At 65.1% G+C, this 18,548-nt stretch carries 6 protein-coding genes; 3 read left to right on the top strand and 3 right to left on the bottom strand.

The genetic code is table 11. The features are described 5' to 3' along the window. Window positions 1-2,224 precede the first annotated feature (2,224 nt). Both C7G41_RS38225 and C7G41_RS09550 read right to left on the bottom strand, forming a co-directional pair. Entirely contained in the window at window positions 2,225-11,779 is a 9,555-nt protein-coding gene (locus C7G41_RS38225) for a leukotoxin LktA family filamentous adhesin (protein ID WP_245446495.1), read from the bottom strand. Between the two features lie 69 nt (window positions 11,780-11,848). Next, on the bottom strand, window positions 11,849-12,619 hold the full coding sequence (locus tag C7G41_RS09550) for a hypothetical protein (RefSeq protein WP_106942335.1): 771 nt from the start codon (window positions 12,617-12,619) through the stop codon (window positions 11,849-11,851). Window positions 12,620-12,912: 293 nt separating this feature from the next. Between C7G41_RS09550 and C7G41_RS09555 the strand changes: the two genes are divergently transcribed. The 3 genes from C7G41_RS09555 (at window position 12,913) to C7G41_RS09565 (ending at window position 17,573) form a co-directional block, all read left to right on the top strand. Beyond that, window positions 12,913-13,944 carry an ABC transporter substrate-binding protein gene (locus tag C7G41_RS09555; RefSeq protein ID WP_106942336.1) on the top strand — a complete coding sequence of 344 codons (1,032 nt, stop codon included), beginning with the start codon at window positions 12,913-12,915 and terminating at the stop codon, window positions 13,942-13,944. Further along, window positions 13,941-16,616 carry a hybrid sensor histidine kinase/response regulator gene (locus C7G41_RS09560; protein ID WP_106942337.1) on the top strand — a complete coding sequence of 892 codons (2,676 nt, stop codon included), beginning with the start codon at window positions 13,941-13,943 and terminating at the stop codon, window positions 16,614-16,616. The genes C7G41_RS09555 and C7G41_RS09560 overlap by 4 nt, the downstream gene beginning before the upstream one ends. 75 nt (window positions 16,617-16,691) lie before the next feature. Then, window positions 16,692-17,573, top strand: a complete 882-nt coding sequence (locus C7G41_RS09565) for an alpha/beta fold hydrolase (protein WP_106942338.1) — start codon at window positions 16,692-16,694, stop codon at window positions 17,571-17,573. A 52-nt stretch (window positions 17,574-17,625) separates the two neighbouring features. Here the strand turns inward: C7G41_RS09565 and C7G41_RS09570 are convergent, their stop codons facing one another. Continuing rightward, the gene (locus tag C7G41_RS09570) at window positions 17,626-18,537 is read right to left on the bottom strand and encodes a LysR family transcriptional regulator (RefSeq protein ID WP_106942339.1); all 912 of its coding nucleotides are present in this window, start codon (window positions 18,535-18,537) and stop codon (window positions 17,626-17,628) included. Window positions 18,538-18,548: the final 11 nt, after the last annotated feature.

The raw sequence follows: 18,548 nt of genomic DNA on the forward strand, positions 1-18,548 counted from the left end.
TCCGAAACCAGGCTGATGGTGCGGGTCCAGTTCTGCCCGGTGGCCGAATTGGGCGTATAGTGCCATCCGTAGTCGAACTGCGTCGAGCTCGTCGGACGATCCAGCGTAGCCGTATCGACCCACTGGTAGAACATGTTTGCCTTGGTCGCGTACTGGATACCCGCCGTGCCGCTGAGGCTGGTCAGCATCGTGTCTGTGTACTGGCTCGCATTGACGCCGCTCGTTTGATACGTCGACACCTGCTGGCCGCCCGCAGCGGACGGATTGTAGACGTACCACGTCGTCTGCTGCTTGAGCTGATCGACGATCTCGATCACGCTCGGCGCGCTGACGCCGGTATTGATGGTGTTGGTGACGAGCTGCAGGCCGGTTGTGTTGTTGACCGTGATCGAGCCGGCGCCACCTTTGACCGCAATAGTGCCTTGGGAGACACCGTCCTGGGTCGAGGTCGAGATGATCTTGCCGTTCAGATAGACGTAGCCGCCCGAGCCCTGCACCACGCCGTTCACGAGGATCTGGTCGGTGAGAGCGTTGTACTTCACCCCGATCTTGATGTCGCCGGCGGCCTCCGTCGTCGCAGACGCCGTGATGTCGTAATAGCTGCCGTTCCGCGCGTTGACCTGGGCCTGGGCGAAGTCTGCGCCCGCATTGCGGCTCTTGAGGTCGTTGATGGCGGTCAACGTGGAGCCGCCGATGTCGACCGAGTAATCGCTGCTCGTGCCGCTCTGGATGGTGCCGTTGATGTTGATGACCCCGGCCGAGATGATGATCGCCTTGCCGAAGATAAAGGGCGCGTTGGCCGGCGGATTGGTCCCCGTGCTCGAGTTCGCGGCCGAGTTCGAAGACGCGGTCTTCGGCGTAATCACGTCGGGCTGGATATTGACGACCTGGAAGTAGGCAGAGCACCCCGCGCAATTGAATGGCGAGTAATACGTAGCCGTGTGGTTGGTGGTGGTGGTGTTGCCCTGTGCATCTGTCGATGTCGTGGTGTAGTCGTAGGTCGAGTTGCTGTAGACGCCTTGGCCGGTATAGGTATTTCGCTCCCACGGCGCGGTGGAGATGGTCTGAGCCGTCGGCCCCTCCATGATCGCGAGCGTCGCGGCGTTCGGCACACCGCCAACGTTCGGGTTACCGTTGCCGGGCGCACCCTGGCCCATCGGCAGGAAGATCGCCGAATAGAGCGACAGGCCGTCGTAGTACAGATCCAGCATGCGTGCGGTGAAGATGGTGCTGTTGCTCGCCGTTTGCTGAACGCCGTTATTGCCGTCGACGCAGCAATAGTAGGAATACGGGTGGCCGCCGCCCGCGCCGATGTGCGGGCTGTTCGCGTAATCGCCATAGGCGCCGAGATAGGTCGCCGCCGCCATCACCGCCGTCAGCGTGTCGTTGTCACCCGGCTTGAATTCGACGCCGGCCCATTGCGAGAGAACATCGTGATTGGAGGTATAGAAGCTGCCGATGCCGCCGAGGAAGACGAACGAGCCGTTGGGCGCCACCATCTGGACGGTCGCGGCGTTGAGCGACTGTGACGCGACGATGCTGCCGAGATTGTTGGTGATCTTGAGCAGGCCATTCTCGTTGTTGACGACGCCGTCGAAATAGATGTCGGGCGTGCGGGTCAGCTGGTTGCCGTTCTGGTCGACGCCGAGCCCGCTGGAGGGATCCAGGCGGTTGTAGGTGGCCGAGATGTCGATGATCGGCGTCGCGCTCGGCGTGGCGGTGAAGGTTACATTGGAGTGCGAATCCGGGTCGACATGGTCGATCTGGCGGTAGGTGATGTTTCCTCCGGTGATATTGGTGACCGTGAGGTTGGCCAGGTCCATGAAGTCGAGACCCCTGTTCTCGATCTTGATCATCGGCGAGCTGCGCGCGATGACCGCCGGCGCAATCGGATTGGTGCCGCTGTTTCCGGTCAGCTTCTGCGCCAGGATCGAGACATTGCCGGCGGACACCAGCATGTCGCCAAACGCGAAGGCGTTGCCGGCAGCGTCGGAGGTATACGGCGCCTGCTGGATCAGCGCGTTGATCTGGCGCTGGAAGTCGCCGGTCGGATCGGTGCCGGACGGCGACATCGTGGCGGGCGCCGCGGGCGTCGCCGCCGCGAGCTGCGAGCGGATCTGCGTCTCGGTCAGGCCGGTCAGCGTGGCGAGCTGGTTGACGACGCTCTGATAGGGATTGAAGCCGCCGACGATGGTGTACTGGACCACCTGGTGGTTCCAGCTCATCATCGGGTTGAAGTGATCGACGTCGGCGACATATTCGAGCGTGGGTGTCGACGAACCGCCGGACAGCAGTGACGAGTAAGGACTTGTCGTGCTCGCGGTCGGCGCGCCCGCACCGATGTCGATCGTAATGGTGATATCGTTGTTGATGCCAGCGACCACCAGGCCGTTGAGCGCGACATCGCCGGTTCCGCTGGTGTGGCTGTGATTGTCGCTGTTCTTGGCGCTGAAGATGTCCAGATACGGATTGTAGTTGCTGCCGTTGCCGGAGGCCGTGACCTGACCCTGGGTCGCTCCCAGGGAAATGTTCTGGACGCCGAGCCGCTCGAGGTGTTGGCGAGCGTCAGGCTCGTGGTGTCGTCGGCGTTGGCCGTGCCGCGGTAAAGCGTGGAGATCGGAATGGCGGTGTTGTTGTAGACGACCGTCGTCGCGGTCGCCTGCACGCTGCTGAAGATGATGGTATCGCCCGACATGCCGGCAAAGATGTTGATCTGGCCCCAGGCCTCGACCTTGGCGTTGTTGCCGACGTTGACGGCCTGGTTGGCGTGTACCCAGCTGTTGGTGCTGGCGCCGACGCCGGCGATCGCGCCATAGAGACTGGCATTGGCGTTGTTGGACGCCGCCATCTTCGCAGCCGTGCCGATATAGATCTTGCCGGCGCTGAAGAGTTCGCGGGCATTGATGTTGACCGCGAGCGTGGCGTTCGCCGTCATGTTGGATTCGGCGCCGCCGCCGGCGAAGAAGGCGGCCGTGGCCAGGCTCGCCGTGTCGTTGGTATTGAGCGTGTTGTAGGCCTCGATGTTGATCACCGCCGCCGATGTCCGCGGATCGCCGTTGAGGCTCAGCACCGTCCCGGCGCCGATGTTGGTGGTGACGGTCTGGGTGACATGCGTGTTGCTCAGTGCCGCAGCACCCGCGAACACACCACCGGAGCCCGACCGCGCGCCGCCACCGGCCTGGTTGACGATGTCGTTGGCGATGACGACCATGTCGCCGCCCGCCGAGTTGATGATCAGATGAGGTCCAATGTCGACGGTGGTGGTCGCGTTGACGTCGTTCTGCGCGCTGCCTCCGGAGACGCCGGCCGTGGACGCCTGGTAGGCATCGCCGCTGGCGGCATAGTTCGTGGTGTGCTTGGCCTGGATGTTGAGGCCGCCGAAGAAGAGCGTGTCATCCGTTGCGCCGCCGTCGAACCGCGCATTGGTCACGGCGGTCGAGCTGGTCGTCGCGACCGCGGCAGCGCCGGCATAAGTGCCACCCGCGCCAACCGTCGCGTTGGAGACGTTGATATCCTTGCCGGTCGCCGTGATCTGGAGGATCCCGGTGTAGTCGGTGTGATTCAGATGGGTCGCGTCCATATCGTCAGGCGCGCCCAGATAGGCGTAGGTGTGCGCGCTCGACGACGCCTGGGCAACCGTCGCACCCACTGCCAGGAAGCCGGTCGAAAGGCCGGTCGCCTGGGCGTATTGGCTGCTGTCGTTCTGGGCCGTGATGACCACGTCGGCGTTGGGAAGCGTAATCCCGGTGCCGCCATACGCGCTCACCGTCGCATTCTCGGACGCTCTCGCGTAGCTGCCTTGTGCGCCGATCAGCGAACCGCCGCCGCCCGCGAGCGACCAGGCGTAGGTTGTCGTGCCGCTCGTCGGAACCAGCGCCATCGCGGTCACGGCGAGCGCACCGCCGGAGAAGCTGGTGTTGTCGCCGACATCGGCCGTGACGGTAGCCGTCACCATGGATTCCGCGACCGACACGCCGATGGCGCCGCCGCCGACCGCGACGCCGATCGCTTCGCTCGAAAGATTGGGGGTGAGCGATGCCGACACCAGCGTGCCGACGCCGGCCGCGGAGGTGGTGATCGAGGCGCTGGACCCGATCTCGGCCAGAACAGTGGAATTTTCCTTCGCGGTGGCGACTGCGCCGTCACCGGCGACGATGCCGCCGGCGACCGCGGTCGCGGAGGCCGACATTGCGCCGGCCTCGGCTGCGCCAACCGCAAGGGTTGAGCTGTTCACCGTCGCGTTCGACAGCACCTTTGCCGCGACTGAGCTGGATCGTCCCGTAGTGGCGATCGACACCCCGATGGCCGCAAGGCCACCGGTGCCGCCGCCCGCGGTCACGCTCTGGGTCGAGCTGTCCATCGCCATGACGGCGACGCCGGTGCCGCCCGTGCCGGTCACGGAACCGCCGAGCTGCGCCGTGACGGTGTTGGCGACGTTGCCAACCGCCACGGCGGCATCCGCGCCTAAGTAGAGCGCTGCACCGCCGGCGATCGCCTCGCTGTCGACGGTCTTGCCCGAATAAGGTCCGGTGTCGGCGTCCTTGACCCGCGCGGCGACCGTCACGGAAGGCGCCGCAACGATCGCGCTCAGATTGGCGAGCACGCTGCTGTTGACGCTGGTGTAGCCGATGCCGGCACCGATCCCGACATTCTTGCCAAAGCCGGCGCCGAGCAGGAACATCTTGGTCGCGTTGGCGCTGGTGGCGGCGACGTTGACCTGCGTGCCGGTGACATTGCCGCCCGCGATCTGGGCGGTGACGCCGTCATTGCCGCCGGTCAGCACGGTGCTGACGTCGTAGGTCGAGGTTGCGTTGGCGTTGCTCGGATTGCCCGATGTGCCGCTCGCGACCGCGTCGCTGCCGTGCGAGGAATTGGTGCCCGCGTTCACCGACGCGATGGTGCCGTTGTTGCCCTGATTGAGCTGGCCGGTTTGCTCGCCCTGCGTATCCGGGTCGGCGGTGTTGGTGCCGATGATGATGACGCCGACGGTCGCACCGATGCCGACGCTGCCGCCGATGCCCGCGGTGACGGCGTAAGACAAGACTTCCTTGGTGCTGATCGCTCCGACATTGATCGCGCCGGAAGAATTCAAATTGCTGTTGCGGCTTTCCGCAATGGTCTGGCTCTTGAAGACGATGACGTTGGCCGCAGCGCCAACGCCGACGCCGGACCCGCTGGCGGCAATCGAGAGTGCGCCGGCAATCTCCTTGATCGCGACGTCCTCGGTGGCGTTGATGGTCACCGTGCCGGCCGCGCCGCCCGTGGGCGACTGCAGCGTGGTATCGTAGACGCCCGCGATGGTGGTGTTGTTGGCGATCTCGATGTTGGCCATGCCGGCGATCGCCGCCGTGCCGGTCGAAAGCGCCCCGCCGATCGAATAAGCCTGGAAGCGGTTTTTCGTCGTCGCCTGGACGTCGAGCGCACCGCTCAGATTGACCGCGGTGGTATGCGCCGCGCCGTTGCCCTGGTAGTGGAACTCGTCGCCGACATAGGCCTCGGTCCGGTTCGCCGAGACCTGAACCAGGAACGCCGCCCCGATCGCGGCCTGGCTGCCATAGGCGCCCGAGCCGTTCGCCGACGCGATCCCGGTGGCGTCGTAGGCATTGACCGTGAGCGACGACGCCGTGAGGGAGCCGCCGTCGACATAGGCCTCGGTGGTTGCGACGAAGACGTTCAACCCGACCGAGCCGGTGCCGAAACCGACCGCGATCGATGACGCGTCCTGCTCGGCATTGGCTTTCACGGTGACGGCGCCCACCGTTGCGCTCGCCGACTGTACGCCGCCAACGGTCGCATTGGTGATGTAGGCCTCGGTGTCACGCGACATCGTCGTGCTGAGAATGGTCGCGCCGCCGCCCCCGCTCCCGGTTGGCGGCACCACGCCAGCGCCGAACGCGCCCGAATAGGAGAAGCTGCTGGCGGCCACGTCGATCTGCGGGTCCAGGGTCGAACTTGCCAGCCGCGTGTCGATCGCCGCGCCGTCGATATAGGCCTTGGTGGATCCGCTCATCACATTGGTGATCGGATTGATCATGATGGAGATGCCCGAGCCCGCAGACAAGGTGGCGACGTTGGTGACGACGGCCTGGTGCGAGCTGGCGACGACGGCGAGGCCGCGTACACTCTCCTGGGTCTCGCTCAGATCGGGCGTGGTGTCGCTGGGTGCGCTGAAGCCGCCGAGATCGATCGCGTGCGCGAGCGTGCCGCTGTTGACCGAGAGCACGTCGCTCGTGCTGGTTCCGAGCGCATCCACTTTCGTCGTCGTCCCGCTGATATAGGCCGCGGTGGTGCCCGTGATCTTGTTCGTGACCATCGAGCCCGCGCCGCCGGCTGCGCCTTTGCTGATGGACACGGCGCCGGCGAAAACCCCTGCTTTGTCATTATTGCCGGCAATCACGGCAACGTTGTTGTTCGCGGTGACGTCGGCCCCGCCGGTGATACTGGCGGTAACGTTGGTTCCCATCAGGTTGGTGGCGACCGAACCTGCAAGCCCGATCTGCGACGAAATCGCAATACCGACGGCAACCGTCGAGATGCTGGCGTTCGAGTTGGCGTTGACGGCAACGCTGCCCGATGCGGTCAGCTTGGAGCCGGTGACGCCGGCGCTGACATTATTGGCGATGCTGCTGTAGACGAGTGCCAGGCCCGCGGCGCTGCCTTGCGTCGAGGCGCCAGCGACGGCGGCTGCTCCGGTGATGCTGGAATTCTCCGTCGCGGTGACCGAGATGTTGGAGGCCGTGACGGTCGATTGCGTCGTGTCGGACAGGTTGTTGCCGATAGCCGCCGAAACATTATTGGCGATCGAGCTGATCGTCATGCCGCCAACGCCGGCAAACTGGCCGCTCGACAGGCCGAATCCGATCGTGACCGACTGGATCTTCGTGGTGTCGACCGCATTCACGCTGACAGTGCCAAGGGCCGACATCCGGACGTTGGCGATATAGGCCGAATGCGTCGTCGCGATGGTATCGTACACCATGGAGGCGCCGACATTGTTCTTGCCGGCCTGGATGGTGCCCGCAACGGAGATGATGCCGGCGCCCGGACCGTTACCCGTGCCGCCGTTGAGCGCCGCCGCGCTGAAATCGATACAGTTCTGCGTACCGTTGCCGGCGGCGGCCGTGCACGTGTCCGATGCGAGATGACCGCTGTTCGACTTCTTGACGAGATTGCCGAGCGCCGTATCTAGGTCCGACACAGCGCCACTGTCCGCCAGCACCGTCACGCGCCCGACATTGATGTTCACCGTCGCGCTGCTGCTGATATAGGCCGTGGTCGTGGGCGTAATCTCGTCGACGACGATTGCCCCAGCAAGTCCGTTGGCGTTGCTCCCTGCCCCGCCCGAGGCCGCACCGGCCGCAATCACGCTGGCGCTGTCGGCCAGCACCAGCAGGCTGTCATAGTTCGAGATCGACGTGTTGCGGATATGCGCGTCAGTGGCGTTGCCGCCCGAGGGATCGGCAATCGACGCATAGGTCAGCGCGATGCCGACACCGGCCTTGCCGCCAGACAGATAGAGCGAACCGCCGCCGATTGCGATGTTCGTGGTCTGATAGGCATCGACCTCGATCGCGCGATTGGTCCCCGTCGCGAAGCCCGTGATCGTCGAGTTCTCGATATAGGCATTGGCACTGTCGGTGACGATGCCGACAGATCCCGACAGCGCGAGCGCATTGGCTGACGTTCCGCCGGCCACGCCGAGGGCGACGACGGTTTCCGACCCGCCATTGAGCGCCTGCACCGTCACAGACTTCTGGTTCTGCATCGTGGTGTCGGAGATGTAGGCGAGCGTGGCATTGTTGGACATCGCCGCCGCGATGGCGGCGCCGATCGCGGCGCCCTGAGACGACCCGCCCGACATGTTGGCTGCGGCGGAGCCGGAGCCGTTGCTGAGGATCGTGTCGTTGAGCGCCTGCACGATCGTATTCGTGTTCACCCCGCCCGCCGCGGTGAACTTGTTGACCGACGTGTTCTTTATATAGGCGCTGGTTCCGAGAGAGACGTCGCTCACGGACGAACTGCCAGCAAGGTCCATGGTGAAGCCGCTCGTGCTCGATCCCGAGCCCGAGCTGATCTTGTTTGCAGCCAGCGCAATCCCGGCCGGCCCGCCGGTCGCGGCGGCACCGGCGGCGTTCGCCTTGTCGGCGAAGCTGGACAATGACGGCTCGCTAATCGAAGCCGCGACGGCCGCGGACGTGATCCGGCCGGAGGTGGTGGCGCTGATCGTGAGGTTGTCGGCGTTGACGAAGCCGCTTCCGCCGCTGTTACCGGCAAACGGATCATTGCTGCTGAACGGCCCCGGCCGGATGTCGGAATGGTTGTCGCCGATATAGGCGGACGTATCCATATTCGCGCCCAGATAGGCAACGGACAATCCAACCGCGGAACCGCCGCCGACATTGACCGCGCCCGCGATCGTCACGACCGACAGGTCCTGTTGCGCCAGGATGTTGAGCGTCGGCGCAAAGACGCTGGCCTGGCTGGAGATCGAGGCGTGCGTCGTGTTGTTGAGGAAGCCGAGCGAGGTGATGCCGTTCAGCGCCAGCGCACCGCCGGCCTTTCCGGACGACGGCGCGACCGCGACGAACTGGTCCGAGGTGATCGCGTTGACGGCGATGTCGTCCGCCGCCCGCAGCGACGCACCGTCCGAAACGCCCGCGATCGTGCTGGTGTTGAACTGGACGAAATTGAGCGAGCCGCCCACCGAGGAGCCGCCCGACGTGTTGCCCGGCAGGAAGCCGAGCGTACCGACATTGCCGGCGGCGTCGATCGACGCCGTCGTCGTCGTCGCCGCGATCTGGATGCTGGCGTCGTAGGTGTGGACGTCGCCGTTGTTCACCGTCGCCGACCAGCTGCTGCCGCAAGCCGTCGTGCATGTCGCGGTCAGGCTGGCGCTGCCGGCCACCCAGGCCGTCGTATCGTTGTTCACGACGAAATGGTTCACCGAGCCGGCGACGGCGGCGGTATCGCCCGCGTCGGCCGTGGCGTTGGCATAGCTGGTCAGGATGTTGCCGCCGACGCCGAGATTGCCGTTGAGGTGACTGAGAACCTCGGTCAATCCGTCCCACTTCAGCCAGGTATTGGTGATCGGCATCCAGGTGCTGGCGTCGACGGCGATGTTGGCCGCATTGATCACGGTGCCGCCGCCGACATAGGCGTTCGAATTGTGATTGAAATTGCCCCATGCGACCGCGGCGCTGATCGCAACGCCCTCGCCGCTCGTGGGGTCCGAGGCGATCGCGGAAGCCGTGGCGTTGCTGCGCACGCCTCGGTCGACGAGGGTGCTGACGACGGCGACGTTGCCACTGACATAGAGGTTCGGTGCGCCGCCGCTCGGATTCTGGCCGATCGACGCAATGGCGTTTTCGGTGCTGTTGGCCAGCGACAGCGCGGCGGCGGCCTTCAGATTGAAATTCACCGGCATCAGCGGGATCATATGCTGGGCGATGATCGAGCCCGGGCTCGCCGTGGAGACCATGAAATCCTGGATCGCGCCGACCACGGCCGGCGTGCCGACGATGGTCGAGGCCATGGTCGAGTTGCTCGTGGTGTTCGACGTCGCCTCGACCATCACGGAGCCGTTCATCCGGGACGACGTGCTGGTACCCAGTGACGCGCCGAGCTTTGCGATGGCGGACGTGGTGACGTCGCTGATGGCGAGCGCCCCGCCGATGCCGCCGCTCGCGTTCGGCGTGCTCAGCGCGACCGCGGTGGCACTGGTCGCGAACGAGTTGTTGTTGATCGCACGCACCGTCAGTGCGTTGCCGGATGCAATCACGTTGCCGACGGAAAGGTTCGCGCCGGTCGCGACATTGGCCGTGGTCGAGACCGAGCCGGTGGAATAGGCAACGGTCGCGACGAATTGCGCGCTGGATGTCGCCGCGACCGCAGTCACGTTCAGCGTGGCGTCATTGATGGCGTGGATGTTGAGGTTGCCGCCCGCGCTGATCGTGGCGCCGGAGGCCACGTTGGTGGTGACGTTGCCGTCGAGCTTGCCGACGACGGCGGCGGCGCCGATCGGCGAGCCGCCGAGCAAGGTGCTCGCCAGCGCCGGATCCTGCGCCGTTTCCGAGCCGTGCGACTTGATGTCGACATTGCCGGCGCCGTTGATGTTGGCGTGGCCGTTGATGTTCACCGTAGCCGTGGCACTCGCGGCCACATAGCCGCCGTTGAGGCCGAGCAGCGAGGCCGCGAGCGTGGTGCCGACCAGCGTGAAGAGGCCGGGGACCGAGCTCGTGAAGCTCGATATCGCCGTCGAGGTCGCGCCGATCGAGATGTCGCCGCCCGTTATCTGGCCGTCGATCGTGATTGCTGTGGTCGCGGTGGCCTGGCCCGACAGCTTGGTATCAGTCGCCGTCGCGGTCAGCGTGACACTGCCGCTAGCGTAATTCGTTCCACCAACATTGATCGCCTGGGCGAGAATCTTCGCTCCGTTGACGATGCTGATGGTCGGCGCATCGATCTCGACATTGATGGCGTTACTGACGGAATGGGTCTTGGTGGCGTCGAGGTTGCGGGCATCGATCACCGCATGCGCGGCCAGCGTGACCGAATTGTCGGCCTGAACCAGATAGGTGCCGCCAGCGCTGAGCGCCGCAATGGCGTTGGCGACGGACGTGTTCCCGAGGGTTACGCCGACGTCGCCCTGGCTGGCATCGCCGATCACCACATCGGTCGGGTCGATCAGCAGCGTGCCGGCCCGGCCGTTCGGTGCGGCAAGGTTGATCGTAACGCCGCTGCCGACGTCGATGACGCCGTTTCCGCTCAGCTCGACCAGGCCCGCATTGCCAATTTTCGAGCTGGCATCGATCTTCGCGCCGGTCTTCACCGTCACGTCGTTGCCGGCCTTGACGAGGACGCCGCCGGCATCCGCAGTCCTGCTCGCCGTGCTCAACCGCGCATTCTTGCCGAGTTCGGCTTGGTTGCCGGCCACGACCGTGATGTTGCTTGGCGTGGTGGTTTTGCTGCGCGCGGTGAGCCGACCGTTGACGCTGGCGTTGTTGACCGCGCCGATGTGAATGGAGCCATTGCGCACGGAAATCGCGGCAGCGCTCCGCAGCCCCTTGGAATTGACCGAGGCTGCGAACTTCGCGGCGTGATCGAGATTGGCGATGTCGCGCTGGCTGGCACCACCGACAAGGACGTTCTGCCCGGTCAGGCGCACGCCGTCGATGGCATTGACCCGGCCGTAGATCCGGATGTTGCCGTCCGGCGAGACCGGGAACGAGCCCGCCATCAGATTGGCGACGGCCGAACCGTTGATCTGCCCCTGCGCGCCGATCAGGCTGTCGGTGAACTCGCGCGTCGGCGTCGAGACGTTGAGGCTGCCGACATTGACCGTGCCGCTGCGGCCGACCACGAAACCCTTGGGATCGGCAAAATAGACGTTACCGCCGATCGCCCCGTTCATGTAGGAGTTCAGTGTGCCGTTGATGTAGACCGGAGCGTCGCGAACGATGTTGACGAGATTTTGCGTGCCGGTCGGCAGCTGCAGATTGACGGTGTTGCCCTGCCCGACGCTGAACTGCGAGAACGAGTTGAAGGCACTGGTGCCGGAGACGGTCGACGTCGTGACGTTGGTGACGCTGCCGGAGGTCTGAAGGCTGGTCCCGGTGCGGCCGTCCGGCGTGATCACGTTCGCCGGCTGCGCCTGCAGGCGAACGCTGAACACGGGCAGGAAGACCATCTGCATCGCGCAGAGCAGTGACATCGAACGGAAACGCGCAAGCCCCCGCAGCGTCAGCTCGTCATTGTCTCGCCTTGCAGATGGTCGGCGCATTTCAGATCCTCTTCATCGGCACTGGGGCCGATCCACAACCGGGTGGGAGAATGTCGGGGGAGCGCGCCATCAGAACTGGCCGGGCGGCAGCTTGAAGATGTCGGGGCTCTTGGCGTCGGCCACGTAGAACAGCAGCAAGCTGGTCGGCGTCAGCACTCGCTGGTTGTTGTCCTTGTTCTCGAACGTGCCCTGCAGAAGCAGGATGACCGAGCGATCCTTGGCGTCGCTGCCGCGGAACATCACGATGCCGCCGTTGACGGGCATGTTGACCGCGATGGAATCGGGCTTGAAGCCCTCGCTGAGGAAATGGGCGCGCAGGATGTTGGCGTTGGAGAACAGCTTCTCCGGCGTGATCGCCGTGTCGGTGGCCTTCGACCAGACCGCCCCGACCTGGATCAGAGATTTCGACTTGTAACCGAACACGTAGGAGAGTTCGGCGGTGCCGCCGTTCGGCGGCAGCTCGGGCGCCGAATAGAGCAGGCTGTGCGTCAGCTCGGAGGCATTGTCCTGCGCCCGGACGGCGTCGGGCTTTGCGCCGAAATCCTTGGCTATCGCCACGCGCACGTCGGCCTCGTTCATGCCGAACTTGGCCGAGCGGAAGCCGTCGATCGCCTTGGAGTCGATCGCCTTGGACTTGTCGTCCGGGGCCGATGTCTCGGCGGCGGCTGCCGACGTCGCGCCGGCAGCGACCGGCGTACCGGCTGCTGCGGGAGCGGCCCCGGCGGCTCTCGGGGCCGGCGCAGCTTTCTGCTTCGGTACGGCGCCCTGGGCCGCAAGGGGTCCCGCTGCAACAGAGGTGAGCAGGCCAATGAGGGCCGGAACGAGATAGATTTTGCGCATCGAAAACCTTCGAAAAAATTTGAAACAACGCTTCAAAAATCGGCAGCTGCGAAATCGGCCTCCCCGAACCGTCATCACGACCGAGACGGAAAATGTTGCAACGCCGCAGGGCGTTACAAGGTGTCACGGAGGAGACAAGGTTCGAAACAGCGACTCTTTGGCGGCGTAGGAATACGGTATCGGGCTGCCAAACGCTGCGAATGAGCAGTCACAAACGCGATTTTTCATCAATTGTGGATGCCGGCTGTTCGCGCTAAGCATCCGCTTGGGGCAAGCCACATGCAAAGAATGTCATGACCGAACGGCCTTCCGCTCTCGCGGTGGATCGCCGCGGGTTCATTCGCCTTGCGAGCACAACCGCCGCGGGGTGGCTGGCGCTCGGCGCAACATCTGATCGCGTGCGGGTCGTGGCATCGCTGACGGCGTTGCCGCTCGACGACGAACTGACCAGAAGGAGCATGATCGACAGCCCGACCTCCCGCCTGGGTGGCCTCATCGTGGGCTTGAGGCAGCGAGGCTGGGTCGAAGGCGTCAATTTCCGCCTCGAGCTCCGTTCGACCTTCGGCGCGCCGGATAAGCTGAAAACCGCGGTTCAGGAATTGCTGGCGCTCAAGCCGGACGTGATCCTGACCGGCTCGACGGTCGAAACCGCGGCCGTCCTGGAAGCCACCAAGACCATCCCGATCGTGTTCGCGACCGCCAACGATCCCGTCGGCAACGGCTTCGTCGAAAGCCTTGCTCATCCCGGCGGCAACGTGACCGGCTTCACCAACAGCACCGCCGAGATGGGCGGCAAATGGCTTCAGCTCATCCGGGAGGCCGTGCCGGATCTCGCGCGCGTCGGCATTCTGTTCAACCCGGCAACCACACCTCGCGGCGGCCGCTTCTTCCTCGATTCCATCGAGCAAGAGGCCGCGCTGTCCGGCGTGTCCGTGGTCCCCGCTCCCGTCAGCGCGCCGACGGAGATCGACGAAGCTGTCAGGCCTTTTTCCGAACCGCCCAGGGCGGCGATGATTGCGCTGGTCGACAGCTTCCTCGTGGTCCACCGGCAGGCTGCGGTGGCGGCGGCGGCCAAATATCGCATCCCTACGATTTACCCGTTCCATTACTTCATGGATGCGGGCGGTCTGATGAGCTATGGGCCGACGCTCGAAGTGCGCTCGGCCGACTATGTCGATCTCATCCTGCGCGGCACCAAGGCCGGCGATCTGCCGGTGCAATCGCCGCGGAAATACGAGCTCCTGATCAACCGCACGGTCGCCCGCGCGCTGGATTTGACGATACCATTCACGCTGCTCGCGCGGGCCGACGAGATCCGCGAGTGAACGAGACGATCGACCAGGGAGATTTGCGGCCACCTCCCGGCCGGCTGTTCCGCAAATACCTCTACTCGATCGTCGCGCTCGCTTTTGCCGCGCTCGCCATCAACACCGGCTTCGACGTCTGGTTCTCCTATCGCGAGCAGAAGCAGCTCCTTGCGGCGACCCAGCGCGAGCAGGCAGCAAGCGCCGCCATCCAGATCGGCCAGTTCATTGGCCAGATCGAAAACCAGATCAGATGGCTTTCGCGCCTGCCCCCGGAGCTGTCCACGAACGAGGACCAGCGTCTGAACGCCATCCGCCTCCTGCGCCTCTCGCCCGCGATCGCGGAAATCGCCGAGCTCGACGCCCGCGGCCGCGAGCAGGTGCGCGTGTCGCGCCGCGTCGCGGACAGGATCGGCAGCAAGGCCGACCTCTCCGCTTCGCAGGCCTTCCGCGGCGCTAACGAAAGCCGCGCCTATTACGGACCGGTCTACTTCCTCGGTGACACCGAGCCGTTCATGACGCTCGCCACGCGCGGAACTGGCCTCGCGCCCGATGTGATTGTCGCCGAGGTCAATCTTCGCTTCATCTGGGACCTCGTCGCCGGGATCAGGGTCGGCAACACCGGCAAGGCCTATGTAGTCGACCGGATGGGGCTGTTGATCGCGCATCCCGATTTGTGGCCGGCGTTGCGTCGCAGCGATCTCTCCGGCCATCCGGACGTCCGGGCCGCGCTCGATGGCGTCGGGCCGCCCTCGGGCGGTCTGGTCAAGGAGGATCTGTCCGGTCAACGCGTGCTGTCGACCTACGCGACGGTCCCCTCGCTGGGCTGGTTGGTGTTCGTCGAGCTGCCGCTCACCGAAGCCTACGCACCGATCTACGCGTCGATCGGACGCTCGACTTTTCTCCTGGTCATCCTGCTGGCCTGTGCGGTGCTGGTCTCTCTCTTTCTGAGCCGGCGCATGACCGTGCCGATCCAGATCCTGACGCAGGGCGCGCGTCGGATCGGCAGCGGCGACCTCGGCCTGCGGCTCGCGATCAAGACCGGTGACGAGCTGGAGGCGCTCGGCGATCAGTTCAACCGGATGGCCGCTCACTTGCGCGAATCCTATGCGACGCTCGAGCGCAAGGTGATCGAGCGCACCTCCGAGCTTGAAAAGACCCGCGACCAGGCCCTTGCCGAGCACGATGCGGCCGAGCGCGCGCGCAGCGCGGCGGTCGCGGCCAACGAGACCAAATCGCGCTTTCTCGCGGTCGTCAGCCACGAGCTGCGCACGCCGCTGAACGGCGTCATGGGCGTGCTGCAACTGCTCGACGACGGCAGCCTCGGCGAAGCGCAGCGGCGCCACCTCACGACCGCGGCCGCGTCGGGCGAAACGCTGATCGCGCTGGTCGACGGCATTCTCGAATATGCGCGCCTGGAGGCCAGCGCCGAGACTCTGGAGACCCGCGATTTCCGCCTCGACCAGCTCATCGAAACGGCGGCCGACCTGATGCGCCCGCAGGCCTCTCACAAGGGCCTGTCCTTCGATCTCGCCTGCGATGCGACGGTCAATACCTCCGTGCACGGCGATCCGGTGCGGCTCAATCGCATTCTGCTGAATCTGATCGGCAATGCGATCAAGTTCACACCGCGCGGCGGCATCGGCTTGAGCGCGGCCGCCGAGGCACATGACGATCATGTCCTGCTGCGCATCACCGTTCACGATACCGGCATCGGCATCGCGCCCGACATGCACGAGCGGATTTTCGAGGATTTCGTCCAGGCCGACGACAGCATCGCGCGGCGGTTCGGCGGCACCGGCCTTGGACTGGCGATCGCGCGGCGCCTGACCCGCCTGATGCGCGGCGAGTTGACGGTGGCGAGCACGCCGGGCACGGGCAGCTCGTTCATGCTTGAGGTCCCGCTTGGCCTCGCCGCGAGCGGCATCGCGCAAGGCGCGGACCAGCCGCCATCGCGGCAGCTTCGCGTGCTGCTGGTCGACGACGACCCCGTCAATTGCGAGGTCGGCGAAGCGATGTTGAAGAGGCTCGGCCACCCCACCACCATCGCCACGAACGGCGCGTCGGCCATCGCACTCGCCCGCGATCAAGCCTTCGACATCATCCTGATGGATCTGCACATGCCCGATATGGACGGCGTCGAGGCGGCATCGCGGATTCGAAAGCTCGGTCTGCCTATGATGCCGCGCATCATCGCGGTGACCGCCGACATGTCGCCCCGCGCCCGAGAGCGACTCGCGGGCGCGGGCATTGCCAGGATCGTCAGCAAGCCGATCTTGATCAACGCGCTGCGCGAAGCGATCGAGGACGATGCCCAGAACCAGCCAGCCGCGCCGCAACTCGCCGCAGGCGCCTTGATCGACCGGCATTTCCTCGACGACCAGAAGGAGCTGCTGGGCGCGGCGCAGATCGCAAAACTCCACGACCTGCTGGAAGAGACCAGCGAAAAGCTGGTCGAGGACATCGCCAAGGCAGCAGTGACCGGCGATCCCGCGCAGCTGGCGCGCTGCGCGCATCAACTCGGCAGCGGCGCGAGCGCACTCGGCCTCGTCCGCCTGTTCGAATTCTGCCGTGAGATCGAGCTGGCGGCAGTCACGATGTCCCCGCCCGAATGCCAGAGCGCCGCCCGCGAAATCGCCGCGCTTCGGAAGGCCTCGATCAGCGCGCTGGACGATCTGCTTCGGTCGGCCTAACAGCGTTCGGTCACTGACTGAAATACAAGATGATTGGAGGCGCCGGTGCGCGCAAAATGTCTCGCCATTGTTCTCATGCTGCTCGCTCCTGCCGCGCGCGCCGAGGTCGAACAGTTCCCGTCCAGCTTCAAAACCAAAACCATCGCGGCCAACGGCACGCAAATTCATGTTCGCGTCGGCGGCCAGGGGCCTGCCGTGATCCTGATCCACGGCTTTGGTGATACCGGCGACATGTGGGTCAAGCTCGGCGCTGACCTCGTGCGCGACCACACCGTTGTCGTGCCCGATCTGCGCGGTATGGGCCTCTCGAGCAAGCCCGACAATGGCTACGACAAATGGACCCAGGCGGCCGACATGCGGGCCGTTCTCGCAGCGCTCGGCATCGAAAAGGCCGCCGTCGTCGGCCACGACATCGGAACCATGGTGGCCTATGCCTACGCGGCCCGGTATCGCGACCTGACCGAGAAGCTGATCGTCATGGATGCTCCGGTCCCCGGGGTGCCGCCGTGGGACGAGGTCGTTCGCAGCCCGCAGCTCTGGCATTTTGATCTCGGAGGCTCCGACATGGAGCGGCTGGTCAAGGGCCGCGAGCGCATCTACCTCGACCGCTTCTGGAATGACTTCGCGGGGACGCCCTCCAGGATCGCGGAAGCGACACGCCGTCATTACGCAGAGCTCTATGCGCGGCCGGGCGCCATGCGTGCTGCGTTCGCCCAGTTCAGGTCGATCCGAAACGACGCCGAGGACAACAAGAAGGCGATCGCGACCAAGTTGACCATCCCCGTGCTGGCCGTCGGGGGCGAGAAATCCTTCGGTGCGACGGAGGCCGTCGTGATGCGAAACGCCGCGACTGACGTCACCGAATTGGTCATTCCGGACGCCGGTCATTGGCTGATGGAAGAGCAACCGGCGGCAACCGTGAAGGCGATACGCCAATTTCTAGATACCAAAAAATAGAGCAGCGAGCCGCGCGGAGCCGACATATCTCGGCTCGGTCCTTCCGCGCGGGTCATTTTAATCGGCCCGGCGCTTCATCCTCCCGGCCAAACCGCTCAACCAGGAAATCGATGAACAGCCGCACCTTCACCGACAGATGCCGGGTCGGCGGATAGACCGCATAGAGCGCAAGCGGCGGCGCCGAATACTCGTCCAGCACGGTCCGCAGCTCGCCTTTCCTCAAGGCGTCGGCGGCGATGAATTCCGGGAGCAGCGCGAGCCCCCTGCCCTTGACCGCGACATCACGCAGCACTTCGGCATTGTTGACGCAGAGGGACCAGGCCGGCTGGATCCAGTGATCGCCGTCGGTGCCGGTGAGCTTCCACTGATTGCCCGTCAGCAGGAAGCCGTAGGTCAGCGAGGCGTGCCCGCGCAGATCCTGCGGATGTCTTGGTGTGCCGTGACGTGCGAGATAATCGGGTGAAGCGCAGATCATGCGGGCCACCGGCATGATCTTTCGCGCGATCAAGCTCGACGATTCCAATTCCGCGATCCGCAGCGTCACGTCAAAACCGTCCTGGACGGGATCGAGCAGATCGTCGCTGAGCACGAGCTGGAGCTGCAGCTCCGGATATCGCGCCATGAAATCGGCCAGCACCGGCCCGAGCCGCAGGGTGCCGAACGACATTGGGGCGTTGACGCGCAACAGGCCGCGCGGCGCCGACTGGGCTTGCGTCACGGCCTGGTCGGCCGCCTCGATCTCCGACAGGATCACGACCGCGCGCTCGAAATAGCGCTGGCCGTTCTCGGTCGGGCTCGCATGGCGCGTGGTCCGGTTCAGGAGCTGCACGCCCAGGCTCTCTTCGAGGTCGGCGATGTATTTGCTGATCGCCGAGCGTGACAGCCGCAACTGCCGGCCCGCCTCGGCAAAACTGCCGCTTTCGACCACCTTTACGAAGGCTCGGAGACTGGCGACCTTATCCATGGACTGGCGCC

The sequence above is a fragment of the Bradyrhizobium sp. MOS002 genome (assembly GCF_003020115.1).
GTDB lineage: Bacteria > Pseudomonadota > Alphaproteobacteria > Rhizobiales > Xanthobacteraceae > Bradyrhizobium.

Excerpts from the sequence above, each read along its gene's own strand:
- C7G41_RS09565 (WP_106942338.1), top strand. The coding sequence starts at position 16,692 with ATGCTGCTCGCTCCTGCCGCGCGCGCCGAGGTCGAACAGTTCCCGTCC.
- C7G41_RS09555 (WP_106942336.1), top strand. The coding sequence starts at position 12,913 with ATGACCGAACGGCCTTCCGCTCTCGCGGTGGATCGCCGCGGGTTCATT.
- C7G41_RS09570 (WP_106942339.1), bottom strand. The coding sequence starts at position 18,537 with ATGGATAAGGTCGCCAGTCTCCGAGCCTTCGTAAAGGTGGTCGAAAGC.
- C7G41_RS38225 (WP_245446495.1), bottom strand. The coding sequence starts at position 11,779 with ATGCGCCGACCATCTGCAAGGCGAGACAATGACGAGCTGACGCTGCGG.
- C7G41_RS09550 (WP_106942335.1), bottom strand. The coding sequence starts at position 12,619 with ATGCGCAAAATCTATCTCGTTCCGGCCCTCATTGGCCTGCTCACCTCT.